General features: G+C 63.3%; 27 protein-coding genes. 18 read left to right on the plus strand and 9 right to left on the minus strand.

The annotated features are described in order from the left end of the window. Nucleotide 1: 1 nt before the first annotated feature. Genes LPA36_RS19625 through LPA36_RS19635 form a run of 3 tightly spaced genes read left to right on the plus strand, consistent with a single transcriptional unit; the run spans nucleotide 2 to nucleotide 3,136 of the window. A complete protein-coding gene (locus LPA36_RS19625) occupies nucleotides 2-1,006 on the plus strand; it encodes an ABC transporter ATP-binding protein (protein WP_228880255.1) in 1,005 nt (334 codons plus the stop codon). Beyond that, the gene (locus LPA36_RS19630; protein ID WP_228880256.1) at nucleotides 1,003-2,028 is read left to right on the plus strand and encodes a peptide ABC transporter ATP-binding protein; all 1,026 of its coding nucleotides are present in this window, start codon (nucleotides 1,003-1,005) and stop codon (nucleotides 2,026-2,028) included. Before LPA36_RS19625 ends, LPA36_RS19630 begins: the two co-directional genes overlap by 4 nt. Next, nucleotides 2,021-3,136, plus strand: a complete 1,116-nt coding sequence (locus tag LPA36_RS19635; protein ID WP_228880259.1) for a TraB/GumN family protein — start codon at nucleotides 2,021-2,023, stop codon at nucleotides 3,134-3,136. The genes LPA36_RS19630 and LPA36_RS19635 overlap by 8 nt, the downstream gene beginning before the upstream one ends. A 72-nt stretch (nucleotides 3,137-3,208) precedes the next feature. On the opposite strand, the gene LPA36_RS19640 is transcribed toward LPA36_RS19635, so the two are convergent. The 5 genes from LPA36_RS19640 to pxpB form a co-directional block, all read right to left on the minus strand. Beyond that, on the minus strand, nucleotides 3,209-4,162 hold the full coding sequence (locus LPA36_RS19640) for a DUF979 domain-containing protein (protein ID WP_228880261.1): 954 nt from the start codon (nucleotides 4,160-4,162) through the stop codon (nucleotides 3,209-3,211). Then, nucleotides 4,159-4,917: a DUF969 domain-containing protein gene (locus LPA36_RS19645; protein WP_228880264.1), complete on the minus strand. Its 759-nt coding sequence runs from the start codon at nucleotides 4,915-4,917 to the stop codon at nucleotides 4,159-4,161. The genes LPA36_RS19640 and LPA36_RS19645 overlap by 4 nt, the downstream gene beginning before the upstream one ends. Before the next feature lie 291 nt (nucleotides 4,918-5,208). Next, nucleotides 5,209-5,961, minus strand: a complete 753-nt coding sequence (gene pxpA, locus LPA36_RS19650) for a 5-oxoprolinase subunit PxpA (RefSeq protein WP_228880266.1) — start codon at nucleotides 5,959-5,961, stop codon at nucleotides 5,209-5,211. Between the two features lie 10 nt (nucleotides 5,962-5,971). Further along, a complete protein-coding gene (locus tag LPA36_RS19655; RefSeq protein ID WP_228880268.1) occupies nucleotides 5,972-7,033 on the minus strand; it encodes a 5-oxoprolinase subunit C family protein in 1,062 nt (353 codons plus the stop codon). Beyond that, nucleotides 7,030-7,683, minus strand: a complete 654-nt coding sequence (gene pxpB, locus LPA36_RS19660; protein WP_228880271.1) for a 5-oxoprolinase subunit PxpB — start codon at nucleotides 7,681-7,683, stop codon at nucleotides 7,030-7,032. The genes LPA36_RS19655 and pxpB overlap by 4 nt, the downstream gene beginning before the upstream one ends. Nucleotides 7,684-7,889: 206 nt before the next feature. Between pxpB and LPA36_RS19665 the strand changes: the two genes are divergently transcribed. Then, on the plus strand, nucleotides 7,890-8,402 hold the full coding sequence (locus LPA36_RS19665; RefSeq protein WP_228880273.1) for a winged helix DNA-binding protein: 513 nt from the start codon (nucleotides 7,890-7,892) through the stop codon (nucleotides 8,400-8,402). Nucleotides 8,403-8,426: 24 nt separating this feature from the next. Here LPA36_RS19665 and LPA36_RS19670 read toward each other — a convergent pair whose 3' ends face one another. Continuing rightward, the gene (locus tag LPA36_RS19670) at nucleotides 8,427-9,026 is read right to left on the minus strand and encodes a 5-formyltetrahydrofolate cyclo-ligase (RefSeq protein ID WP_228880275.1); all 600 of its coding nucleotides are present in this window, start codon (nucleotides 9,024-9,026) and stop codon (nucleotides 8,427-8,429) included. A gap of 20 nt (nucleotides 9,027-9,046) precedes the next feature. On the opposite strand from LPA36_RS19670, the gene LPA36_RS19675 reads away from it, so the two are divergent. From LPA36_RS19675 to LPA36_RS19690, 4 genes are all read left to right on the plus strand, one after another. Beyond that, complete coding sequence (locus LPA36_RS19675) at nucleotides 9,047-11,014, plus strand: lytic transglycosylase domain-containing protein (protein WP_228880277.1); 1,968 nt, start codon at nucleotides 9,047-9,049, stop codon at nucleotides 11,012-11,014. 83 nt (nucleotides 11,015-11,097) lie between these two features. After that, nucleotides 11,098-12,051 (plus strand): complex I NDUFA9 subunit family protein, encoded by a 954-nt coding sequence (locus tag LPA36_RS19680; RefSeq protein ID WP_228880278.1) that lies wholly within the window; start codon nucleotides 11,098-11,100, stop codon nucleotides 12,049-12,051. A 28-nt stretch (nucleotides 12,052-12,079) separates the two neighbouring features. After that, on the plus strand, nucleotides 12,080-12,727 hold the full coding sequence (locus tag LPA36_RS19685) for a glutathione S-transferase family protein (RefSeq protein ID WP_228880289.1): 648 nt from the start codon (nucleotides 12,080-12,082) through the stop codon (nucleotides 12,725-12,727). Next, a complete protein-coding gene (locus LPA36_RS19690; RefSeq protein ID WP_228880292.1) occupies nucleotides 12,724-13,965 on the plus strand; it encodes a multifunctional CCA addition/repair protein in 1,242 nt (413 codons plus the stop codon). The genes LPA36_RS19685 and LPA36_RS19690 overlap by 4 nt, the downstream gene beginning before the upstream one ends. An 816-nt stretch (nucleotides 13,966-14,781) precedes the next feature. Here the strand turns inward: LPA36_RS19690 and LPA36_RS19695 are convergent. Continuing rightward, nucleotides 14,782-14,976, minus strand: a complete 195-nt coding sequence (locus tag LPA36_RS19695) for a DUF2905 domain-containing protein (protein ID WP_228880295.1) — start codon at nucleotides 14,974-14,976, stop codon at nucleotides 14,782-14,784. Between the two features lie 10 nt (nucleotides 14,977-14,986). Continuing rightward, nucleotides 14,987-16,174 (minus strand): class I SAM-dependent methyltransferase, encoded by a 1,188-nt coding sequence (locus LPA36_RS19700; RefSeq protein ID WP_228880298.1) that lies wholly within the window; start codon nucleotides 16,172-16,174, stop codon nucleotides 14,987-14,989. A gap of 13 nt (nucleotides 16,175-16,187) precedes the next feature. On the opposite strand from LPA36_RS19700, the gene LPA36_RS19705 reads away from it, so the two are divergent. Together LPA36_RS19705 and LPA36_RS19710 are read left to right on the plus strand one after the other, a co-directional pair. Next, on the plus strand, nucleotides 16,188-17,012 hold the full coding sequence (locus LPA36_RS19705) for an SDR family oxidoreductase (RefSeq protein WP_228880300.1): 825 nt from the start codon (nucleotides 16,188-16,190) through the stop codon (nucleotides 17,010-17,012). Between the two features lie 80 nt (nucleotides 17,013-17,092). Beyond that, nucleotides 17,093-17,488, plus strand: a complete 396-nt coding sequence (locus tag LPA36_RS19710) for a dihydroneopterin aldolase (protein ID WP_228880303.1) — start codon at nucleotides 17,093-17,095, stop codon at nucleotides 17,486-17,488. On the opposite strand, the gene ttcA is transcribed toward LPA36_RS19710, so the two are convergent. Next, nucleotides 17,485-18,435 carry a tRNA 2-thiocytidine(32) synthetase TtcA gene (ttcA, locus tag LPA36_RS19715; RefSeq protein WP_228880306.1) on the minus strand — a complete coding sequence of 317 codons (951 nt, stop codon included), beginning with the start codon at nucleotides 18,433-18,435 and terminating at the stop codon, nucleotides 17,485-17,487. The two genes, LPA36_RS19710 and ttcA, sit on opposite strands and share 4 nt — an antisense overlap. A gap of 331 nt (nucleotides 18,436-18,766) precedes the next feature. Here ttcA and LPA36_RS19720 point away from each other — a divergent pair, with 331 nt between their 5' ends. The 8 genes from LPA36_RS19720 (at nucleotide 18,767) to LPA36_RS19755 (ending at nucleotide 24,678) form a co-directional block, all read left to right on the plus strand. Beyond that, nucleotides 18,767-19,156, plus strand: a complete 390-nt coding sequence (locus LPA36_RS19720) for a hypothetical protein (RefSeq protein WP_228880308.1) — start codon at nucleotides 18,767-18,769, stop codon at nucleotides 19,154-19,156. 227 nt (nucleotides 19,157-19,383) lie between these two features. Beyond that, a complete protein-coding gene (locus LPA36_RS19725; protein ID WP_228880309.1) occupies nucleotides 19,384-20,529 on the plus strand; it encodes an amine dehydrogenase large subunit in 1,146 nt (381 codons plus the stop codon). Between the two features lie 10 nt (nucleotides 20,530-20,539). Next, complete coding sequence (locus LPA36_RS19730; RefSeq protein ID WP_228880312.1) at nucleotides 20,540-21,106, plus strand: MauE/DoxX family redox-associated membrane protein; 567 nt, start codon at nucleotides 20,540-20,542, stop codon at nucleotides 21,104-21,106. Continuing rightward, entirely contained in the window at nucleotides 21,106-21,723 is a 618-nt protein-coding gene (gene mauD, locus LPA36_RS19735) for a methylamine dehydrogenase accessory protein MauD (protein WP_228880315.1), read from the plus strand. Before LPA36_RS19730 ends, mauD begins: the two co-directional genes overlap by 1 nt. A gap of 37 nt (nucleotides 21,724-21,760) precedes the next feature. Then, nucleotides 21,761-22,300: a methylamine dehydrogenase light chain gene (locus LPA36_RS19740; RefSeq protein ID WP_228880317.1), complete on the plus strand. Its 540-nt coding sequence runs from the start codon at nucleotides 21,761-21,763 to the stop codon at nucleotides 22,298-22,300. A 35-nt stretch (nucleotides 22,301-22,335) separates the two neighbouring features. Continuing rightward, a complete protein-coding gene (locus LPA36_RS19745) occupies nucleotides 22,336-22,803 on the plus strand; it encodes a c-type cytochrome (protein ID WP_228880320.1) in 468 nt (155 codons plus the stop codon). After that, nucleotides 22,800-23,267, plus strand: a complete 468-nt coding sequence (locus LPA36_RS19750; RefSeq protein ID WP_228880322.1) for a c-type cytochrome — start codon at nucleotides 22,800-22,802, stop codon at nucleotides 23,265-23,267. The genes LPA36_RS19745 and LPA36_RS19750 overlap by 4 nt, the downstream gene beginning before the upstream one ends. 49 nt (nucleotides 23,268-23,316) lie before the next feature. After that, nucleotides 23,317-24,678, plus strand: a complete 1,362-nt coding sequence (locus tag LPA36_RS19755; protein ID WP_407674308.1) for a DUF1329 domain-containing protein — start codon at nucleotides 23,317-23,319, stop codon at nucleotides 24,676-24,678. The last annotated feature ends 49 nt before the right edge of the window (nucleotides 24,679-24,727 follow it).

A 24,727-nucleotide genomic window follows, 5' to 3' on the forward strand; every position in this document is an offset into this window, starting at 1 on the left:
CATGAGTAATCTTCTAACCATCCGCAACCTCGCGGTGAACTTCAGCGGCGCGCCCGCTGTCGATCGTATCAATCTGGACGTGAAGCCTGGCGAAGTGGTTGGTGTGGTCGGTGAATCCGGTTCGGGCAAAAGCGTGACGATGATGGCGCTGATGGGCCTCATCGACGCGCCAGGCAAGGTCACCGCCGACGAAGTCACGTTCGACGGCAAGGACCTGTTGAAGGCATCGGCGAGCGCACGCCGGAAGATCATCGGCAAGGACATCGCGATGGTCTTTCAGGATGCGCTGACGAGCCTGAACCCGAGCTACACCGTCGGCTACCAGATCAAGGAAGTGCTGAAGCTGCACGAAGGCCTGCGCGGCGACGCGTTGCATAAGCGCGCGCTGGAACTGCTCGACCAGGTCGGCATTCCGGACGCGAAGAACCGCATCACGTCGTTTCCGCACCAGATGTCGGGCGGCATGAACCAGCGCGTGATGATCGCGATGGCGGTGGCGTGCAACCCGAAGCTGCTGATCGCCGACGAGCCGACCACCGCGCTCGACGTCACGATCCAGGCGCAGATCATGGAACTGCTCGTGAAGCTGCAAAAGGAACGCGGCATGGCGCTCGTGCTGATTTCGCACGATCTTGCCGTGGTGTCGGAAGTCGCGCAGCGCGTGGCCGTGATGTACGCCGGCGAGATCATCGAGACCAACAAGGTGCCCGATATTTTCGCCGCGCCGCATCATCCGTACACGGAGGCATTGCTGGCGGCGATTCCCGAGCACAACGTGGGCGCAGTGCGGCTCGCCGCCTTGCCCGGCATGGTGCCGGGCAAGGACGACCGGCCGCGCGGGTGCCTGTTCGCACCGCGCTGCAAGTATGTGGTCGACGATTGCATGAAGGCGCGTCCGGCGCTCGCGCCGCTGCCGTCGCACGGCGAAGCGGCGCAGGTCCGCTGCATCAAGCCGCTGAACCTGACTGGCGACGCCAACATTCACACTCGCGGAGGCGCACGATGAATGCAGTATCCGAAACGCGCCGCGCGGAACCGGCGCGTCCCGCCGGCGACAAGGTGCTGATCGCCGACCAGCTCGCACGTCACTACGCCGTGAAGCGCGGCATGTTCGGCCACGGCACGGTGAAGGCGCTCAACGGCGTCTCGTTTTCGCTGGAACGCGGCCGCACGCTCGCCGTGGTCGGCGAATCCGGCTGCGGCAAGTCGACGCTCGCGCGTCAGCTCACGATGATCGAAGCGCCCACGGCCGGGCGTCTGCTGATCGACGGTGAAGATGTCGCGGGTGCGGATCACACGAAAATCGCGGCATTGCGCCGGCGTGTGCAGATGGTGTTCCAGAACCCGTTTGCCTCGCTGAATCCGCGCAAGACGGTCGAGCAGACGCTCGGCGAACCGCTCGCGATCAACACGCAGCTCACCGCCGCGGAGCGCGCCGAACGCATCGCGCAGATGATGCGCACGGTCGGCCTGCGCCCCGAGCACGCGAAGCGTTATCCGCATATGTTCTCGGGCGGGCAGCGTCAGCGTGTCGCGATTGCGCGCGCGATGATTCTCGATCCGCAGATCGTCGTGGCCGATGAACCCGTTTCCGCGCTCGACGTGTCGATCCAGGCGCAGATCCTGAACCTGTTCATGGATCTCCAGGAAGAGTTCAAGACGAGCTACGTGTTCATCTCGCACAATCTGTCGGTGGTCGAGCACATCGCGGACGACGTGATGGTGATGTACTTCGGCGGCGTCGCCGAACTCGGCGACAAGAAGACGATTTTCAGCCGGCCGCGGCACCCGTACACACGGGCGCTGATGTCGGCGACACCGTCGATCTTCGAAGCCGACCGGCGCATCCAGATCAAGCTGCAGGGCGAAATGCCGTCGCCGCTCAATCCGCCGCCGGGCTGCACGTTCCATCAGCGCTGCCCGTACGCGATCGACCGGTGCCGCGCCGAAGAGCCGAAGCTGCGCGAAGTGGATGGCCGTCAGGTATCGTGTCACCGCGCCGAGGAGGTAGGGGAGGCGGATGCCTGATCCGTTGGCGGCGCGTGGTGCTGCGCGCCGCCTGCGTGAGGGCGGCCTCTGCGCCGCCTTCGCGCTTTGTGCTGCGCTTTTGAGCGTGTGTGCCGCGATCACCTCGCCGGTAGCGTACGCCGCGGGCGCATCGGCGAATACGCCGGTGCAGTCCGGGCGTCCCGTTCCCGTTCCAGCACCGCCCGTTCCCCCTCCGGCGCCGCCGCGCGCCACCCTGCCTGGTTTCAACCCGCCGCCGTCGAGCAATTCCACGAGTGGCGCGGTGCGCGTGCAGCCCGCGCGCATGCCGTTCTATGTCGCGACGCGTGGCACCACGACGATCTACCTGCTCGGCACGCTGCATGTCGGCGACCCCGCCGACTATCCGCCGGATCAACCGTTTCGCAAGCCGATCCTGGCCGCGCTCGCCGCCTCGCCGACGCTCGCGCTCGAACTGTCGCCCGACGATCTGCTCGTATCGCAGGACGACGTCTCGAAGTACGGCGTGTGTTCGCGCGAATGTCTGCCGCGCCTCTTGCCCGATTCGCTGTGGCGCAGGCTCGCGATGCGTCTTCGCAGCAATCCGGCCGCGCTCGAAGAAATCAAGAAGATGCGTCCGTGGCTCGCGGCGCTGCTCGTCGAAACCTACGATTCGCTGAGCGCCGGCCTGCAGACCGAATATGGCACCGAGGCGCAGTTGCAGAACGTCTATCTGAAGACGCGTGGCAAGCTTGTCGGGCTGGAAACGCTGTCGGAGCAGATGCGCGCGTTTACCGGGCTTTCCCTCGCGCAGCAGCGCGAAATGCTGGCGCAGGATCTCGTGCAGACGCCCGAAGAAAACGTCGCCGATGTGCGGACGTTGCACCGGCTCTGGCGCGTCGGCGACGCGGACGCGATCGCCGCGTGGGATACCGCGAAGTCCGAGAAGCTGGCACGCGACCCGCGCCTGTCGGCTTCGATCGACAACAAGATCGTCTACGACCGTAACCGGCGCTTCGTCGCGCGGATGGTGGCGATTGCCGCGCCGAACAAGCCGGTGTTCGTCGCGATCGGCGCGCTGCATCTGGGTGGCCCCAAAGGCGTGCTTGCATTGCTGCGCCAGCGCGGATTTATCGTCGACGCAAACTGAGCGTCAACCGAAGCCCGGGGCGCCTGCCCGCTGCGTCAAACGTGACGCAGCGAACAGGCGCGAATCCGGGCCTTAAAGAAACATCAGGAAGTTCAGCAGGAAGATGTTCAGGACGAGCAGCGTCAACGCGGTCGGCACCTGCACCTTGATCACCGCATTCTTGTCCGGCAGTTCCAGCAGCGCCGCCGGCACCATGTTGAAGTTCGCCGCCATCGGCGTCATCAGCGTGCCGCAGTAGCCGGAGAACATGCCGATCGCCACCATCACAGCCGGATTGCCGTGGAACACGCCGACCAGAATCGGCACGCCCACGCCGCCCGTCATGACCGGGAACGCGGCGAAGCCGTTACCCATCACCATCGTGAAGAGCGCCATGCCGATGCAGTACACGGCCACCGCGACGAGCCGGTAGTCGAGGTTCACGTACGCGATCGTCAGATGCGCGACGGCCTTGCCGACGCCCGCGTCCGAGAACACGAGGCCCAGCATGCCAAGCATCTGCGGCAGGACCGCGGCCCACGAAAGCGCGTCGACGAGGCGGCGCGTTTCTTTCATCGACTGCCCGACGGTGTCGCGCGTCATCACACACGCGACGGCGAGCGCGACCACGCAGCCGATGCCAAAGCCGATCAGCGTGACGTTCTTCAGTTCGACGAGCGGCATGCCGCCGACGACGAAATATTTCGCCGTGAGCGTCACGATCACGGTGACGACGGGAATCGTCAGCGCCGGAATGAAAAGCTTGTTGCCGAGGCGTCGCGCGCTGGCAAGCCGCGTTTCTTCCGACAGCACTTTCGGCTTCGCCGCGGTAACGCCGCCGAAACCCGCGATCAGCGCCATCACGATCACCAGCACGCCGACCACTTCAGGCGGCAACCGGTCGCCGACGAGGAAGATCAGCGCATAGAGGATCCAGAACCCGCCCGCGAGAAAACGGCGCGGATGCTCGCGGTCCGACATGATCATGCCGCCGACCACCAGCAGCACGATGCCGAGCAGCCAGAACAGATAGTTGATGGTGATCATGCGCGGTCTCCCGAAGCCGTCTGCGATTGCGACTGCGACTGCGATTGCGACGCGCCCGCCGGCGCGCTGCCGCGCAGTTCGCGCTCGAGCCTGCGATCGAGCAGCCACAGCCGGAACCCGTGCACGATGAACGCGCAGATCGCAGTCGGAATACCCCACACCGCCACATGCATCGGCTCGACGACGATGCCCGCTTCCTTCAGGAAGGTGACCATCAGCACGATCGCGCCGAACGCGACGAAGATGTCTTCGCCGAAGAAGAGCCCGACGTTGTCTGTCGCCGCCGAATACGCGCGCAGTCGATAGCGGATGGCATCGCTCAGCTTGCCGAAGCGGGTTTCCGTCGCACCTTCGGCCATCGGCGCGAGAAGCGGACGCACCATCTGCGGATGGCCGCCAAGGCCGGTCAGGCCGACGGCGGCGGTCAGCTCGCGCACCAGCAGATAAACGATCAGCAGACGCCCGGCGGTCGCGGCCTTGATGCCGCCGATCCAGATCTGCGCGCGTTCACGCAGGCCGTGGCGCTCGAGCAGCCCGATCACCGCGAGCGGCAGCAGGATGATGAGCGGAATGTTGCGGGTCTTGATGAAACCGGTGCCGATGGCCGCGAGGATTTTCTCGGGCGGAAAGTGCGCGGCGAGCCCCGTGGCGATCGCGGCGGCCGCCACGATCAGCATCGGATTGAAGCGCAACACAAACCCGATGATGATGACGGCCACGCCAATGAGCGGCCATAAACTGACTGATGTCTGCATCTGGATCTCCAAACTGGGTTCGTTGTGTATGAATGAACCCGGATGCCGCGGTTGGCGGCTCATATCGGGCGGCGTGCGGGCGTGCCGTGCGCCGTCCTGCCCTGCGCGGCTCTTCGTGGCCGCGTCGACTGTGTCGTTGTTGCAGGTGTTACGGTGATGCGGGTAGTGCGTTTGCAACGTGTGCTGCGGCTGAGGCGACTGCTGTTTCAACGGTATCTGGCAAACGCCCCGCGAAGGGCGGGGCGTCGTTGTGTTTCGTTTGCTGTCGGTGGGACCGGCGCGCGCAGTGGATCAGACGCGCGTGCTGCCGGCCGCATGAACGTCGATGCCGGCATCCGCGAGCGCCGCGCGGATGCGCCGCGCGAACGCTAGCGCGTGCGGACCGTCGCCGTGCAGGCAGATCGTCTGCGCGTTGAGCGGCACCCACTGGCCGTCGACCGCCTGCACGCGCTGCTCGCGCACCATCGCGAGCGTGCGCTCGAGTACGAGCTCTTCGTCGTCGAGGAGCGCACCCGGTTGCGAGCGCGGCACGAGCGAGCCGTCCGCGCGATAGCCGCGGTCGGCGAACACTTCTTCGATGGCGGTTAGCCCGGCTTCGCGCGCCGCCGTCACGAGCCCGCTGTTCGCGAGCGCGAACACCGCGACCGAAGGATCGAAGTCGTGCACCGCGGACGCGATCGCATCGGCGATCTTCGGGTCGCGCGCGGCCTGGTTGTAGAGCGCGCCGTGCGGCTTCACGTGCGCGATGCGCCCGCCTTCCGCCTCTGCAATCGCCGACAGCGCGCCGAGCTGGTACAGCACGCCCGCGTAGATATCGCCGACGGGCAGATCCATCTCCTTGCGGCCGAAGTTCTCGGGATCGTTGAAGCTCGGATGCGCGCCGATCGCTACACCTTTCTGCACCGCCCAGCGCACGCAGTCACGCATCGCGGTCGCGCCGCCGGCGTGCCAGCCGCACGCGATGTTGGCGGAGCTCACGAGATCGAGTAACGCTTCGTCGGTGCCGCAGCCTTCGCCGAGATCGGCGTTCAGGTCGATTTCCATGTGTTCTCTCCTACTTGGCCTGCAAGGCCGCCAGCGCCGGCTGACGCGCGCAGCGTTCTTCGTGCATGGCGATCGCGGCATCGATCTGCCGCAGATACGTCCGTTCTTCGAGCAGCGCGTAATGCGCTTCTTCGGGTGTCGTGGGCAGAAAGCGGATCGAGCCGTTCAGGCGCACCTGCGCGAGCTTCCACATGTCGGCCTGGATCACGGCGCCGATCTTCGGATAACCGCCCGTCGTCTGCGCGTCGCCCATCAGGATGATCGGCTGGCCGTTCGGCGGCACCTGGATCGTGCCCGGCAAGACCGCGTGCGACAGCAGATCGGCTTTTTGCTGACGTTCGAGCGCCGTGCCTGCGAGGCGGTAGCCCATCCGGTTGCTATTGGGCGTGACGAGCCATTCGTCGTCCCAGAACGCGCTGTGCGCGCTCGCGGTGAAGCTGTCGTATTCCGGCCCGGCCAGCACGCGGATCGGCACCGCCCAGGGCACGTTCGCAGGATGACGCCCGCGCCGCACGGGCTCATTCACCAGCACGAACTTGCACCAGGCGGGCGCCTTCACGCCGAACTCGGGCGCGTCGGGGCTGAACCACGAGCCGGGGCGCGCGGGCGGCACGCCGACGGGCAGCCGGTCGCCGTCGCGGAGCGCCCGTCCACCGAGCCCGCCAAAACCGCCGGCCAGGTCCGTGCTGCGCGAGCCGAGCATCGGCAGTACGTCGATGCCGCCGGCCACCGCGATGTAGCCCCGCATGCCGCGCCTCGCGCCATTGAGCGTGAGTTCCTGGCCGGCCTGCACCGGCAGGCTCCACCACGAATAAACGGGCTTGCCGTCGAGCGTCGCGCCGAATTCCGTGCCGGTGATCGCGACGCGTGTCGCGCGCGGAAAGCGCAGCACCGTCGGGCCGAACGTGATTTCGAGGCCGGCCGCATCGGGCCGGTTACCGACGAGCCGGTTGCCGACTTCGAGCGACAGCCGGTCGAGCGCGCCGCCCATCGCGACGCCGAGATGCCGGTAGCCGTGGCGGCCGAGATCCTGAATGGTGGTCAGAAGACCTGCGCGGACGACGTCGATCATGCGTCGATCCCCGCGATGGTAAAGCGCACGCGATCGCCCGATTGCAGCAATGTGGGCGGCGTCTGCACCGGATCGAAGAGCGCCAGTTCCGTGCGGCCGATCAGTTGCCAGCCGCCTGGCGACGCGGCCGGATAAATCCCGGTTTGCGCGCCGCCGATGCCGACCGTGCCCGCCGGCACTTCGAGCCGCGGCTCGGCGCGCCGCGGCGTGTGCAGCTTTTCGTCGAGGCCGCCCATGTAGGCAAAGCCCGGCTGGAAGCCGAGAAAGAACACGACGTATTCGCCCGCGACGTGTCGCTTCACGACTTCATCCGCCGACAACCCCGTGTGTTTCGCGACGGCGGCCAGATCCGGGCCCGCCTTGCCGCCGTACACCACCGGGATTTCGACTTCGCGGCCCGTGGCGGTTGGGTCCGCCGCGCTGTCCCAGGCGGCGCGCAGCAGGTCGGTGAGGGCGTCGCGATCGGCTTCGAGCGGGTTGATGACGAGCGTCAGATTGTTCATCCCCGGTACGACTTCGAGCACGTGCGGCCACGCGCGCGCGGCTCCGGCTGCTGCCCAGATACGCTGCTGGCAGGCAAGCGTGGCCGGCGGCGCGGATTCGCAGACGAGTGCGTTATCGCCCAACGGATAGATGCGTGGCTGATTCATGAGTGACCTGGTTCGTTCGGGTACCCACCTGCGCGGGCGCCCGGTCCGGATCGGCTGACCCGTTTGCAAAGCGCGTGGCATGGCAAGTAACGTACATTCTCAATAATTTATCTACAATTTATCAATAAGCGTTTGTGCCAGGCTCCCATTTTCAGGTGGGCGTCGTACACTTCCGGCACCTTCCCAACGTGTGTCGAGATTGCCTCATGTCGCGTCATCCCACCAAGATCGTCTCGTCGGAACACCTCGTTTCCGAATCGAGCGCGGAGCTTTCCGAGCTCGAGTACGCGCTGATCATGGCGGGCAACGCGTTCAACCGCTGGATGGTGCGCTGCATGTCGGCGGCGGGCGACAAGGACATGACCGCCATCGAAGTCTCGCTGCTGCACCACGTGAGCCATCGCGAGCGCCGCAAAAAACTGGCCGATATCTGCTTCGTGCTGAACATCGAGGACACGCACGTCGCGACCTATGCGCTGAAGAAGCTCGTAGCTAGAGGGTATGTAAAAAGCGAAAAGACCGGCAAGGAAGTGTTTTTCGAGGCGACGGAGGCCGGCCGTGCGCTGTGCCTGCGCTATCGTGAAGTGCGCGAGAGTTGCCTCATCTCGACGCTGAAGGAAAGCGGTCTGACCAACGAGCAGATCGGCGAGGCCGCGCAGCTGCTGCGCAACGCATCGGGCCTCTACGACACGGCGGCGCGCGCGGCGGCTTCGCTTTGATGCGCCCGACAGCCGGGCAAAATCTCAATCAGCCTGTTCTGGATAGCGCGCGCGCTCCGTGATGACCGCGTCGAGCGGTATGTCGTGCGCCTCGCGCGGGATTGCATCGGTGCGGCAGGCTTCGTACGCGATACCGACCGTTACCGGGCGCATCGCGCCTGGCCACACCGCCAGCGTGCGGTCGTAATAGCCACCGCCGTAACCGAGCCGGAACGCATCCTGGTCGAAACCCACGCAGGGAATCAGCAGCAGGTCAGGGGTCACGTCGCGGCTCGACTCCGGTTCGGGAATGCGGTGATGACCGGTTTTCATGGCCATGTCCGGCGTCCACGCGTGAAACGCGAGCGGCGAATGGAGGCTGTGAATCACTGGCAGGCCGGCCTCGCGTTTCGCATCGGCGGCGAGCCATTCCGCGATGGCTTCGCGCGCGTCGAACTCGCCCGCGAGCGGCCAGTAGAACCCCACGCATGCCGGCGCATAGCGTTCCAGTGTCTGAAGCACATGATGCTTTAGCGCGAGTGCATGCGCGGGCTCGCGAGCCGCGTCGAGACGGGCTTTGAGCAGTGTTGCGCGCAGTTCCTTTTTCGATTTTGCGTGGGGGTTGCGTGCTATGCTTGGCTTCAATTCCCGCTCCAGAAACAACGATGTCCAAACGCCTCTTTCGAGTATATCGCGCGGCCGGTTCTGCGCTGGCTGCCGCGGCACTCGTCGCGTGCGGCACGGCGTCCGCCGTCCGTCCTGTCACCCTCACCCAGCTCACACCGGACGACCAGACTTTCATCCAGCTTCGCGAAGCAGCGCGCAATAACGACGCGCCGCGCGCCGCGCAGCTGGCGAGCATGATTCCCGACTATCCCGCGCCGTCGTATCTCGAGTACTTCACGCTGAAGCCGCAGCTGTTCGACGGATCGGGCCACGCGCGTATCGACGCGCCCGATGCGCCCGTGCTGTCCTTCCTGCAGAAGTACGATGGTCAGGCGATTGCCGACCGCATGCGCAACGACTATCTCGTCGTGCTGGGCGCGCGTCACGACTGGCGCAACTTCGACCTGCAATATGCACGTTTTGTGCTGAACGACGACACGCAGGTGAAGTGCTACGCACTTGAATCGCGCGCGGCGCGCGGCGAAAACGTCGCCGATGCGGCACGCGCGCTGCTCGTCGATCCGAAGCAGTACGGCGACGGCTGCGTCGATCTGATCACGTCGCTCGCGATCAATCAGCAGTTCACGACCGACGACGTGTGGCAGCAGATCCGCGTCGCGTACGAGCAGAACTACACGAACACGGGCGCGAAGCTGGTCGACGCGCTGGGCAACCAGCGTCCCGATCCGGTGCTGTTCGGCCAGGCCGCCAGCACGCCGCCGCTGCTGCTCGCGCGCGGCGTCGGACCCGATACGCAGTCGCATCAGCTGGCGCTGCTCGCGATCACGCGCATGGCGCGCAACGATCCGGCGATGGCGGCTTCGACGTTCGCCTCCGTCGCGCCTTCGCTCACCACGCCCGAGCGCGCGATCGGCTGGGGCACGATCGCTTACCAGGCGGCGGCAAAGCAGATGCCGGCCGCAGTCGACTGGTACCGGCTCTCGGCGAACGCGCCGCTTTCGAACCCCGCCTACGAGTGGCGCACCCGCATGGCGCTTCTTGCCGGCGACTGGACGATGGTGCGCTGGTCGATCGAGCAGATGTCGCCAACGCTGCGCACACAGCCTTCGTGGGTCTACTGGCACGCGCGCGCGGTGAAGCAGAACGGCGACACCGTCACGGCGAACCAGGAATTCGAGTCGATCGCCGCGGGCTATAACTTCTACGGTCAGCTCGCTGCCGAAGAACTCGGCCAGAAGATCACCGTGCCGCCGAAAACCACCGTGAGCGACGCTGAAGTCGAGCAGGCCGGCGCGACGCCCGGCTTCGCGCTCGCACAGCGTTTTTACGCGCTGAACCTGCGTCTTGAAGGCAATCGCGAATGGAACTGGCCGCTGCGCTCGATGACCGACCGCCAGCTCATCGCGACCGCCGAGTTCGCACGTCGCATCGAACTGTACGACCGCGCCGTGAACACCGCCGACCGCACGAAGTCCGAGCACGACTTCTCGCTGCGCTATCTGTCGCCGTTCCGCGATATCGTCGAACGCGATGCACAGTCCACCGGTCTCGACGTCGAATGGGCGTATGGACTGATCCGGCAAGAGTCGCGTTTCATCATGAACGCGCGCTCGGAAGTCGGCGCGAGCGGCCTGATGCAGCTGATGCCCGGCACCGCGCAGCTGGTGGCGAAGAAGATCGGACTTGGCACGATTTCGCGCGCGCAGATGAACGATATCGACACGAATATCCTGCTGGGTACCAACTATCTGTCGATGATCTACAATCAGTTCGACGGGTCCGCCGTGCTGGCTACGGCCGGCTACAACGCCGGTCCAGGACGTCCGCGCGCGTGGAAGCAGAACCTGTCGCACGGCGTTGAAGGCGCGATTTTCGCGGAGACGATCCCGTTCCAGGAAACCCGCGACTACGTGAAGAATGTGCTGTCCAACACGGTCTACTATGCGGCACTGTTCGAAGGCCGTCCGCAATCGCTGAAAGTGCGTCTGGGCTATATCGCACCATAAACGCCAGCGCCATGCCGCCGCGCTTCGCTGCGCGGCGGCCGCCTCACCAGCCGTTGCTGCGGCTTCCACCCAGGGAGTCGAAAATGCGCCATCAAGCCATCGCGATCATCGGCGGTTCCGGATTCATTGGCAGCCATCTCGTCAACGCGCTCGTTGAACTCGGCAAGGACGTGCGCATTGCCACCCGACGCAGGCATCACGCGCGGCATCTCACGCTGTTGCCCATCGACGTGATCGAAGTCGACGTGTTCGACCCCGTGCAACTTGCCAGCTTCCTCGAAAACGCCGACGCGGTGATCAACCTCGTGGGCACGTTGCACGCGAACCGCGCGAACCCGTATGGCGAAGCGTTTGCGAAAGCGCACGTCGAACTGCCCGCAAAAATTGTGGCTGCCTGCGAAGGCAAGGGCGTGCATCGTCTGATCCACGTGAGTGCGATTGGCGCCGACCCGAAAGGGCCGAGCATGTACCTGCGCTCGAAGGGCGACGGCGAGAAAGCCGTGCGCCAGTCGACACTGGCAACCACGGTGTTCCGGCCATCGGTCGTATTCGGCCCCGAGGACGCGTTCCTGAACAAATTCGCGTTCCTGCAACGTGTTTTCCCGATGATTCCGCTTGCGATGCCTGACGCGAAGTTCCAGCCCGTGTTTGTCGGCGATGTTGCGAAGGCGATTGCAAACGTGCTCGATCTCGATGCCGCGACTGGCCGCACGTATGAACTGGGCGGTCCGACCGTCTACACGCTGGAGGCACTGGTGAAATTCTGCGGCGACGTGATCGGGCGCCACGCGCGGATCATCCGTTTGCCGGACGCGCTGGCGCGACTTCAGGCGATGACGTTCGAAATGGCGCCTGGCGAGCCCGTGCTTACGCGCGACAATCTCGATTCGATGAAAGTGGACAGCGTGCTGAGTGGGCCGCTTGCACCCGAACTCGACATCGAGCCGGCGAGCATCGAAACGATCGCGCCGGTGTATCTGACGGGTGCTTCGATGCGTTCGCGTTTCAACACGTTTCGCGCGAGCGCGGGGCGGTGACTTTTACTTTCTCTTATTCATTAGACGCATGAAACTCGTTATCGGTGACAAGAACTATTCCTCGTGGTCGATGCGGCCGTGGCTCGTGCTGAAGCATTTCGGCATTCCTTTCGAGGAGCGCACGATCGAATTGCAGGAGGCGGATTCGACGACGTCGATTCTGGCGCTGTCGCCTTCGGGCAAGGTGCCGTGCCTGATCACCGACGACAACGTGCCCGTATGGGATTCGCTTGCCATCTGCGAGACGCTTGCCGAACAGTTTCCGCAGCACGCGATGTGGCCGCGCGACGCCGCTGCGCGTGCGCAGGCGCGCAGCGTGAGCGCCGAGATGCACTCCGGTTTTGTCGGACTGCGCTCGTCGATGTGGATGAACATCCGCGCTTCGTTTCCGGGCAAGGGCGCGACGCCGGAGGCGCTTGCCGATATCGCGCGCGTCGATGCGTTGTGGTGCGACTGCATCACGAAGCATGGCGGCCCGTTCCTGTTTGGCGACTTCGGCATTGCGGACGCGATGTATGCACCCGTCGTGATGCGCTTCAACACATGGCAGCCCGCGCTCTCGGAAGTTGCGTCCGCTTACGCGCGTCGCGTGACGGAGCAGCCGGCCGTGCGTGCGTGGATCGACGACGCGTTGCGCGAGACGCATCGCGTGCCGCACTACGACGCTTGCGCATGAATATCTACGCAGTGGGCGGCGCGATCCGCGACGCGTTGCTGGGCGTGCCCGTCAAGGACCGCGATTATGTGGTGGTTGGCGCGACGCCTGAGCAGATGGTCGCGCAGGGCTATCGGCCTGTCGGCAAGGATTTCCCGGTCTTCCTGCATCCGCTGACGCACGAGGAATATGCGCTTGCGCGCACCGAGCGCAAGACAGCGGCGGGTTACCACGGCTTTCAGTTTTTCTACGCGCCCGACGTGACGCTCGAAGAGGATCTGGCGCGACGCGATCTGACGATCAACGCGATGGCGCGCGAGGTGCGTCCGGATGGCGAGCTTGCCGGGCCCGTGATCGATCCGTTCAATGGACAGGCTGACGTGAGGAATCGCGTGTTCCGTCATGTCAGCGATGCGTTTCTTGAAGATCCCGTGCGGATCCTGCGCATTGCCCGATTTGCGGCGCGCTTTGCCGATTTCACGGTTGCGCCGGAGACGATGGCGCTGATGCAGAAGATGGTCACGGCGGGTGAGGTGGATGCGCTGGTACCGGAGCGCGTGTGGCAGGAGGTGTCACGCGGACTGATGGAGGCGAAGCCTTCGCGGATGATCGGGCTGTTGCGGGAGTGCGGCGCGCTTGCGCGTGTGTTGCCGGAGATCGATGCGTTGTTTGGCGTGCCGCAGCGCGCCGATTACCACCCTGAGGTCGATACGGGTGTGCACGTGATGATGGTTCTGGATCATGCGGCTGCGCAGGGATATGCGTTGACGGTCCGGTTTGCCGCGTTGACACATGACCTGGGCAAGGCGACGACGCCCGAGGATGTGTTGCCGCGGCATATTGGGCATGAGGGGCGCAGCGTGAATTTGCTGAAGCCGTTGTGCGACCGGTTGCGGGTGCCGAATGAGTGTCGCGATCTGGCGGTGCTGGTGGCACGTGAGCATGGAAATATTCATCGCGTGATGGAGACCGGACCGGCGGGGTTGGTGCGGTTATTCGAGCGATGTGACGCGTTGAGGAAACCTGGGCGTTTTGCCGAGGCGTTGCAGGCATGCGAGGCGGATGCACGCGGACGTCTCGGGTTGGAGGCGAGGGCGTATCCGCAGGCGGAGCGACTGCGCATCGCGCTTGTTGCTGCGCGGGCTGTGGATGGTGGGGCCGTTGCCGGGCGGTTTGCTGATCGGCCTTCTCTTATCAAGGATGCTGTTCAGCAGGAGAGAATTCGGGTTGTTGCAGCGGCGCTTGGAGAGAGTATTTAGGTTTGTTTTTTTTGCCCCTTTGGCGGGGTTTCTTTTTTTTCGTGCCGAAGCTGGGTCTTTGCTTTGGCCTTTCCTTGTTTTCGTGTCGGTCTATTGGCGTTGCCCCTTGTGCGGGGCGGCACTTACTTTTCTTTGTCCCCCAAGGGGACTTCCTTCGGGGCGTCTTCCAAAGAAAAGTAAGCAAAAGAAAGGCGCTTCGAGAACTCACCTTTTCCAGGTGTGTCATCTCTGGGGAATGGCAACCCGTGAGGTGTCGCCCTCGTGCGTGAAGCCATATGGGTCCGCGCACGATCTGATCCCCACACAGCATCGCCCGTGACACAGGGCTAATCCATCCCCACTCCGCACTCCGTGCGTCGCGGTGCGGTCGTTCGGCGCGGCATGTGCTGGGCCGCGGATCATTGCGATCGCAGCGACGGGTCCGGGTACAAAGCCGGTGCGTTGTCGGTGAGTGAGAGCTGCCGGCGGGGTCATGCCGATCGGCGACGCGCGCAGCGCGGAGTCGGGTGGATGACGGCTTTGTCACGGGGGCGGAATGCGCGCGGGCTGGGATCGCGCGGGGACCGATACGGTCTGAAGTGTGGGGGCGACACTTCATGGGTGGCCATTCCCCGAACGGGGCACACCGGGAAGAGACACGTTTTCGAAGCGCCTTTCTTTTGCCTACTTTTCTTTGGAAGACAAAGAAAAGTAGGTGCCGCCCCGCACAGGGGCGACGCTAATAGACCAAAAGCAAAACAAGGAAAGGCCAAAGCAAAAACAGCTTCGGCACGAAAAGAACCGAAATGCCGCCCCGCCAAAGGGGCAAACCCAACCTCAAATCAACCGAACAACCAAAGACAAAACAATACTGAGCAACAAAGTAGACATAAAGGGAAAAGGGTACTCTTTCCCCCCAACCCGGAGGGTGACATCACCGGGCAATCTCCCGATGCCGACCTTCCTGAGCCAGGGCCAGCACCTGGACAAAACAGCGACGGCAACAAAAGTAGTGAGTAGCCAGCGGATCATGACATCGCGCTCAAAGCGAATGTGACCGGTCGCCGCGAGCAAACGCGGCAATCCCTTCATCGATGCCGCGCGAAAACGCGATCACCTTGAAGAGCTCGCCCATCTCGGCCTCAGAAAGTAGCTTCTGAACGGCATTCGCCGCCGGCAGATACCGCTTGATATCCGAAGGATCAAGATCCCCAAGCGCATCGGTAATGCCGGCATTCAACAGAAACCTCGCCTGCGACGTATACCCAAGCAGATCAGCCCCCGTATCGACAGCCGCTTCAGCAACACCCGTAAACTCGACGTGCGCCGTAATGTCCTGCAACCCGGGATACAAAAAAGGATCGCCATGCGCACGATGCCGGTAGTGACACATCAACGTTCCCTGCGCGCGCTGTGCATGGTAGTACTCGTGTCGCGGAAAACCATAGTCAATAAAGAACGCGGCGCCACGCTCGAGCATCGTGCAGATCGTTCGCGTAAAAGCAAACGCAGCCTCGTGCGTTTCGGCGACGTAGTCGCCCTCCACGTCGAGTGAATCCAGAAACGCCATGTCGGCAGTCGTACCAACCGGCCGGTCCTCGAACGTCAAGGCACCATCGCGCCACGTCACGCCGCGCTCCTGCCACTCCTCATCGCCGCGTGCGAAGAGTCGCACCGGCATCGCGTCAAGCACCTCGTTGCCAATCACGACACCCTCGAAGCGCTCCGGCAACGCATCCAGCCAGCGCACCTTCGCAGCCAGCGCGGGCGCGTCGGCTTCGATCGTCGCGCGCTGACGCTCGCGCAGTTCTCCCGACAGATCGACGATCGAATACGTGTCGAATTCGACGCCCTGCGCGGCAAGTTCATTCAGTAATCCCGCAGCGAGCTTGCCCGTGCCGGCGCCAAACTCCATCACCGCACGCGTGCCGCTCGCGGCCAGCGTCTCCGCGATGGGGCGCGCCAGCGTCGCGGCAAATAGCGGCGACAGTTCGGGCGCAGTGACGAAATCGCTGCCATCCTCCGCGCGACGCCCAAATTTCATGGCGCCGCCGCTGTAATAGCCAAGGCCCGGCGCGTATAGCGCGCGCTCCATGTAGCGATCAAACGGCAACCAGCCGCCGTTCGCGTCGAGTTCCGCGCGGATCTGCGCGACCAGCGCCTCCGACTGCGCAAGCGCGGCGGGGCCAGGAGCGGGTAAACTATCGGGTTCGTGAGCTTTCGGATTCATCCGCATATTGTAAATGACCGACTCTTCCAGCACTTCGCACGCCAGCAGCATCCACAGCGCCCCCGCCCGCGTCGTCCTGATCACCGGCGCCGCCCGCCGGATCGGCCGCGCACTCGCCATCGGCTTCGCGTCGAAAGGCTGGGACGTGGCCGTGCATTACGGCGCATCCCGCGAAGAAGCGGATGAAGTGGTCGAGGAAATCGTCGCGCTCGGCCGTCGTGCCGTCGCGCTGCACGCGGATCTCGCCGATGAGACACAGGTCCTGAAGCTCGTGCCGGATTGCGTCGCGGCGCTGGGGCGTCCGGCGTGCGTGATCAACAACGCGTCGCTCTTTGCCGAAGACGCGGCGACCGACATCGGCTACGAGCGTCTGCTACATCTCACGGCAATCAATCTGGCCGCGCCGCTTGTGCTTGCGCGTACGTTGCACGAAGCGACGCCGGACGCCGCACGTAGCGATGAATTGCTGCGCGGTTGCGTCATCAACGTGCTGGATCAGAAGCTGTACAACATGAATCCGGACTATCTTTCATACACGGTGCTGAAGGCCGCGCTGCAAACGGCAACCGTCGCGCTCGCGCAGGCGCTCGCGCCAAAATTGCGTGTGGTCGGGCTCGCACCAGGACTCACGCTGCAATCCGCAGATCAGACGCCACAAGGTTTCGCCGAAGCGCATACGGTCACGCCGCTTGGCCGTGCTTCGCGTCCGGACGATCTGGTGGCGGCCGCGCTGTATCTTGCAGATGCACACGGCGTGACGGGTTCGACGCTCGTCGTCGACGGCGGTCAGCATCTCGTGCCGCTGCCGCGTGACGTCATGTTTTTAACGGGCGCCTGAACGTACGCAAAGGTTCTTCAGGCCCGCTGCGCACAGCGCTCCTTGCGTGTCCGCACGCTTTTATCGACACTGGAACAATCATGTTCGACGCTCTCTCGCATCCCCGGCTCGCCGACTGTCGCAGGCTCTTTCTACGCAACTATGAAGTGCACATCAACATCGGCGTGCATGACTTCGAGAAGCGCGGCGAACAGCGCGTCGTGATCAACGTGGAGCTATACGTGCCGCTCGCCTTGTCGACACCGGTAGCCGACAAGCTGAGCGAAGTCGTCGACTACGACTTCATGCGCTCCACCATCGCGCGTCGCGTCGAACAGGGGCACATCCATCTTCAGGAAACGCTCTGCGACGATCTCGTCAAGACGATGCTCGCCCATCCGCAGGTGTGCGCCGCACGCGTCTCGACTGAAAAACCCGATGTGTATCCGGACTGCGACGCCGTCGGCGTCGAAGTCTTTCGGATCAAGGAAGATTAAGCGTCCGCTGTGTTGCCAGCCGTCGCACCGACGTCAGCTTTAGCGGCAGCGTTGCGCGCGGCAGGGCGCACGAACTCGATGCGGTTCTCGCTCGAATGCGAGAACACGAGCGCCGTCTGCGTGTAGGACGTATCGCCGAAAAGCGACGCCTCGTCGATTTTGGCGAGGCCCGTGGCGAGCGCGCGGAAGTCGAACAGGCTGGTGTCGGCGAGATGCGACGGCACGACATCGGACAGCGCGCGGAACACGTTATCGACGCGGCCCGGCGTGTCGCGCTCCCATTGTGTCAGCATGTCCTTCACTTTCTTGCGCTGCAGATTTTCCTGCGAGCCGCACAGGTCGCACGGAATGATCGGGTATTCCATCGCACGCGCGTAAGTCGCGATATCCGACTCCTTGCAGTACGCAAGCGGACGGATCACGATGTGCGCGCCGTCGTCGGTGGCAAGCTTCGGCGGCATCGCTTTCATCTTTCCCCCGAAGAACAGGTTCAGGAAGAACGTCTCGACGATGTCGTCGCGATGGTGGCCCAGCGCAATCTTGTTGACGCCCAGCTCTTTTGCCGTGCGGTAAATCACACCGCGGCGCAGACGCGAGCACAGCGAACACGTCGTTTTGCCTTCAGGCACCTTTTCCTTGACGATCGAATGCGTGTCCGCTTCGACGATGCGGTACTTCACGCCGATCGACTCGAAATACTGCGGCAGGATTTCGTCGGGAAAGCCAGGATGCTTCTGGTCCAGATTCATCGCGATGATCTCGAAGTCGATCGGCGCGCGCTTTTGCAGCGCGAGCAGAACGGAGAGCATCGTGTACGAGTCTTTGCCGCCGCTCATGCAGCACAGGATCTTGTCGCCGTCTTCGATCATGTTGAAGTCGGCGATCGCTTTGCCGACCTGCGACTGCAACCGGGTTTCGAGACGGAAAAAATTGTTTGAGGCTTTCATGGCAGACACGCGACAGAGTGAAGGTTGTCGCAGCAGCGCATGGACGCTCGGAAAAAGCGCCAAAAAACGGTGCCGGACAGAACCCCGAATGATACATCCAAATACAAATCAAGGACTTGGGCGACGAACGGGGCATCCTCAGGAAAATCGCGCGACTCGGCTTTTCGCGTAGGAAACGGCTCATATCGAACCGGTACCGCGCCATGGTGCCAGGCCGCCAACACCTCCGAATTCGGCAAAGCGAATAGCGGCGAACGCTCGCGGCGGTCCTTTTCGGCGATGATGTCCGCGCACTAGTCAACGCATCGTGGACAGGATGGCCCAGGCTGATATGAACGAAGGTCTTTTGTTGTTTCCCGTCGCGGCGCTGCTCGTCGAGCCGACCGGGCGGCCCCTATGGTTTCGCCGTCCAGTGGATGCGCACGCCGCTGTCATTTCCGAGTTCGACGATGTCACCGAGGTCCTCGTCCGCCTGCCGGAAAGCTGGAACGTCGTACCCGACGCGCGCCTTGAAGGCCTGCACGACGACGAAGACATCGTTGCCGCCGATCCGCGCTTCAACGGCGAACTCAAGGAGCGCGCGTTCGCGGTGATACGCCACACCGATCGCAAGATCTGCGTCTCGCTGCTTCTGATCAACGCAGTGGAAGCGATCCTCCTGCCCAGGCGCACATTCGCACGCGGCAATCTCTTTGACCTTTGCGTGCCCGGCATTGCTTAGGCATGCCACTTTTCTTCAATAGACGCGCCGTATCTGGCTACTGCGTTCATCCTTTCACATGCCTTAAGCCCTAGCTTTCAGTTTGGCGTCGCATTCTGCAGCGTAATCGCAACGTAAGTATTTCCTTGACGGTTTGCCGATTTGGGAACTGCCCTGCAATATTTTCCAAGCTAATTTTCCCCACACGCAAATGCGCTTGATGAAGTCGCTTAGTGAGTGGAGAAGAAATGCGAAGAAAATGGAGACTGGCGTTCGCACTGGCCGGCACTGCAATGATGTCCTTGCATGCTGCAGCCGTCGAAAAGCCGGAGGAACTGACAACTGCAAAGATGCCGGCGTACAGCCCGCATCAGGTCTACGTGATCGACGCGAACTTTCCGTCGATGACGGATGGGCGCGTGTACGTCGTCAATGGCGACGACGGCAAACTGCTCGGTCAGATCGACGGCGGCTTTTCGCCGGGCCTTGCCATCAGCCCCGATCACAAGACGACCTATATCGCGACGACCTACTTCGCACGCGGCTCGCATGGCGCGCGCACTGACGTCGTCGAATCGACGGACAACACCACGCTGCAGATCACCGGCGAAGTCGTGATTCCAGCGAAGCACGGACAGCAGACGCCCACGCCTTACAACACCGCGTTGTCGACCGACGGCAAATGGCTGTACGTCGCGAACATCACGCCGGCCACGTCGGTGACGGTCATCAATCTCGCCGCGCATCGTGTCACCGCGGAAATCGATACCGATGGCTGCGTGCTCGCGTATCCGAGTGGGAACGACCGCTTTACGGCGATGTGCGAAAGCGGCAAGGGCCTGACGATCACGCTAGCTAACGGCAAGGAGAAGAACCGCAAACTCTCCGAAGCATTCATCGACGTCGACAAGGATCCCGCCTTCGTCAACGCCGTGCGCGACCAGAACACGTACTGGTTCACCACGTTCAACGGCAACGTACGCACCGCGAATTTCGCAGGCGCGGCACCCGTGTTCGGGAAGTCGTGGGCGCTCGTTACCGCAGACGAACAGAAGGCGGGCTGGCGTCCCGGCGGTCTCCAGCAAACGGCATTGCACACCGGTACGCAGCGTCTTTTCGTGCTGATGCATCAAGGCGGTGAGGGCTCGCACAAGGAGCCGGCGACGGAGATCTGGGTCTTCGACGTCAAGGCGCAAAAGCGCGTTGCGCGCTGGAAGCTGGCTGACCAGAAGATCGATCCGCTTCTCGCGGTGCAGGTGAGCCAGGATGCGCATCCGCTGCTGTATGGCATCACGACGACCTCCGATGTGGTCATTGCGGACGCAACGACCGGCAAGCTCAAGACCGTGCAAAAGCAGATCGGCGCGACGTCGTCGTTGCTCGTCAATCCGTGAGGCAGATGAAATGACTTTAAGCCTCGCTCTTGACCCCGTTGTATCGACCATCGCGCTTGCCGCGACATCGATTGTCACGCTGATCGGCGCGTTAGCCAAAGCCTTGCGTCTGCACGCGTTCAAGCGCTCGGTGGCCGGCTTTGGCCTCCTGCCGCAAGCGCTCGTCGCGCCAGTTGCCGCCGGCATTCCTGCATTCGAAGTCGTCGCCGTGCTTGCGTTCCTGCTGCCTGCAACGCGCTTCTCCGGCGCTGCCGCGCTCGTCGTGCTGTTCGCTGCATTCGCACTGGCGCTCGCCGTGAACGTCGCGCGTGGACACACCGACATCGATTGCGGCTGTTCCGGATTCGTCACGTCGACGCGCGAGGTCCCGCACGCAATCGGCTGGACGCACGTGGCACGCACGCTCTTTCTCGCATTGCTCGCGGCAAGCGCCTGGATGCCGCAAACCGCGCGCGACATCGTGTGGATCGATTACCTGACGGTACTCGCTGGAACGCTGATCACCGTCGCTGTCTTGCTGACCCTGGATGTGTTGCTGGCCAACCGTCCGAAGTTGAAACACCTGAGGAACTCGTAATGGAAAACGCACTGTTGATTTCGACCGCTCTGCTGTGGATCGCGGTTCTCGCGCTTGGCGCCATCTCGCTGGCACTCGTTCGCCAGGTCGGCATTCTTTACGAACGCCTGATGCCGGTTGGCGCACTGATGATCGACAAGGGCCCGGCCGTCGGCACGGTGGGCCCCGCATTCGAACTCGGCGCGCTGGATGGCCGTCAGGTGAAGGTGGGCGGCGTTTCGCCGAAGGGCCGCAGCACGCTCGTGTTCTTCCTTTCGCCGACGTGCCCGGTCTGCAAGAAGCTCCTGCCGCTGCTGCCTTCGATCCAGTCGCGCGAAACCGCCACCGACATCGTGCTCGCAAGCGACGGCGACACAACCGAACACGCAGCGTTCTACAAGAAGACTGGCCTGCAACAGTTCCCGTACGTGCTTTCCCAGGAACTGGGTCTTGCGTATCAGATCGGCAAGCTGCCTTACGCGCTGCTGCTCGACGAAACAGGCAAGGTGCGCGCAAAGGGCCTCGTGAATTCGCGCGAGCACCTGGAGAGCCTCTTCGAGGCGAAGGAACGTGGCGTGGCATCGCTACAGGAGTTTGTCCACGGCGAGCACCACGATCACGGCGAGCAACACGCCTGAACGCGCCATACAAGACACGAACGACAGGACATCAAGCATGAAATGGTTCGACTCCTTCTTTGAGCTGTCGGCACGCGGCGTCGCGCAGCGCAGCTCGCGACGCGGTGCGATGGCGAAGCTTGGCCGTGTGCTGGTGGGCTCGGCACTCGTGCCGCTGCTGCCGGTGGACCGCACGTTCGCCGCTGGAAACGCGGAGCCTGCCAGCGGCGCGTCGGGCGCCGCCGCCGGCAAAAGCGACGACCCGTATAGCTGCGACTACTGGCGCTACTGCGCGATCGATGGCTGGCTTTGCAGCTGCTGCGGTGGCACAGCGAGCAGCTGCCCGCCGGGCACGACGCCTTCGCCGATCACATGGATCGGCACGTGCCGCAATCCGCACGACGGCAACGATTACATCGTTTCGTACAACGACTGCTGCGGCAAGACTTCGTGCGGCCGCTGCTTCTGCAACCGCAACGAACGCGAGAAGCCGCTTTACAAGCTGTCCCTGAACAACGACATCAACTGGTGCATGGCAAGCGGCAACGCCAATTACCACTGCTCGGTATCGGCACTGCTCGGAGTATCAAAGCAATGAAGTCCTCAATCGCAAGGCGGCGCTGGAGCCGGCTCATGTCTGCGTTGCTCGCGTTGAGCGCGTCGATCGTCTCGGCGCACGCACTCGCACAAAGCGTTCAATACGCGTCGGGCAAAGGCATTTTCGACACGAAATGCGCGGTGTGCCATCAGGCAGGCGGCAAGGGCCAGGATGGTCTCGCGCCTCCGCTGACGCAACTGCCCGGCAGGTACGCAGGCGATGCAGCCGGGCGCCGTCAGCTGGGCCTGACCGTGCTGAACGGCATGTTCGGCGCCATCACGATCAAGGACAAGACGTACAACTTCAAGATGCCGAGTTTTGCTTCCGCCTCGGATGAAGAACTCGCCAGTGTCCTGAACTACGTCGTGTTCGACCTGAACGCAAAGCATGACAAGGCAAAGCCGTTCACCGCAGCAGAGATCAAGACGCTGCGTGCGGCGCCGATGGACGGCGCGCAGGTGCGTGAGAACCGCGCTGCGCTGATCAAAAGCCTCGGTCTATGAATCCGCTGCTGATCGTGTTGCGCGCCGCGTGTGTGTTGGGCGTGGCGCTGTCGCTGCCCGCTCATGCAGAGGACGGAGCCTATGACGCGGTCGCGGCGAAACAGGCATGGACGCTCAACTGCATGGGATGTCATACACCGGACGCGCACGCCATCCGTGGAAAAGTACCGGCGTTGAGCGACTCGTTAGGACATTTCGTTCGACTCAAGGAAGGGCGCGAGTTCGTGATGCGTGTGCCGGGTGCATCGAACTCGGCGCTGACCGATGCTGAACTGGCGAACGTTCTTAACTGGCTTATCGATACGAAGAACGCGAAGAGCCGGCCGGCGGATTTCAAACCTTTTACCGCGCAGGAGATTGCCAGTAACAGGCGGCCTGCGCTAACCGATGTCGCGGTTCACCGCGCGATGCTGGTCGACAGATTGCACGCGACGGGCGACACGGCAGTCGCAAAAGACTACTAGCGGGCGGCTTAAGCCCCATCACGAATTACAGGTACTGGAGATCGAGGCAATGAGAGCGAAGACACGTGTAATGGCAATGTGCTCAACGGCGGTGTTGACCGGCCTGCTAGGCGCGATGGCCGGTTCGGCACTGGCGGACACGACCGGTATGGACAAGGCAGCCAGCGCGGACGGCAAGATTCCCGCGTATGCGGGTCCGCAGGCATCGCCCGTGGACTGGTCGTACGGCAAGGTGCGCGGCGACTTCTGGAAGCACAAGGGTGAAAAGCCGCTGTACTCGATCGATGCCAGCAACGTCGACAAGTATGCCGACCGCCTGACGCCCGGACAGATCCAGCTCGTCAAGCAGAAGAAGGGCTATCGCATGGACGTCTATCAGACGCATCGCGAATGCGGCGCGCCGGACTTCGTGCAGGCCAACATGGAAAAGAACGCCACCCAGGCGAAGCTCGATGCGGCCGGCGAATCGCTCGAAACCGCTGCGCTGCCGGGCATGCCGTTCCCGGCGCCGAAGAACGGTGCCGAGGCAATGTGGGACCACCTTGCGCGCTATCGCGGCGTGGGCATGGAATGGCAGAAGGCGATCACAGGCGCGTCGCCGCGCCCGGGCAGCAGCGAATGGATTCTCGCGGAATCGAAGCAGACGGTGTTCTTTCCGTGGGGCAAGAAGGGTGTCACCACGCCACAGCAGGCGGGCATTCTCTACGGCATCTACTTTGCGTATCAGACGCCGGCGGCCCTGGCGGGGCAGGGTCTTGTTCAACGCGACTTCTTCGACAAATCGAGCGATACGTTCTACTACTTCACGGGTCAGCGCCGCGTGCGCCGCATGCCGTCGTACTCGTATGACGCGCCGCAGATCGGGTTCGAGAACCAGTACACCGTCGATGAACCGTGGCTCTTTAACGGCACGCTCGACCGCTTTAGCTGGAAGCTCGTCGGCAAGAAGGAAATCTATGTGCCGTACAACGACTTCGGCATGTTCAACTTCAAGGCGAAATTCGACGACATCTACAAGGCCGACGGTGTGACGCCGGATGCGCGTCGCTATGAGCTGCATCGTGTGTACGTGGTGGAAGCAACCGTCAAGCCGGGCGTGCGCCACGTCGCGTCGAAGAAGGTCTTCTATATCGACGAAGACAGCGGTATCGCGCTTGCCGGCGAAGACTACGACGCACAGGGCAAGCTCTGGAAGGTCAAGGAGGCGTATCTGATTCCGGTGTACGAACTGCACGGTGCATGCGATATCGAGCCGTTCGTCCAGTACGACCTGAGCAATGGCCGCTACGTGATCGACCAGTCGACGATCGGCACGAACACCGACATCCGCTGGTATGACGACGTCAACGATCCGCGCTTCAAGGACGACTTCTATACGTCTGAAAGCCTCCGCAGCGTAAGCGAACGATAACAATGACCGGGCGCCTCGCGCGCCCGGCAAAACACAACAAGGACAGCAG

The organism is Paraburkholderia saeva, assembly GCF_907164555.1.
GTDB lineage: Bacteria > Pseudomonadota > Gammaproteobacteria > Burkholderiales > Burkholderiaceae > Paraburkholderia > Paraburkholderia saeva.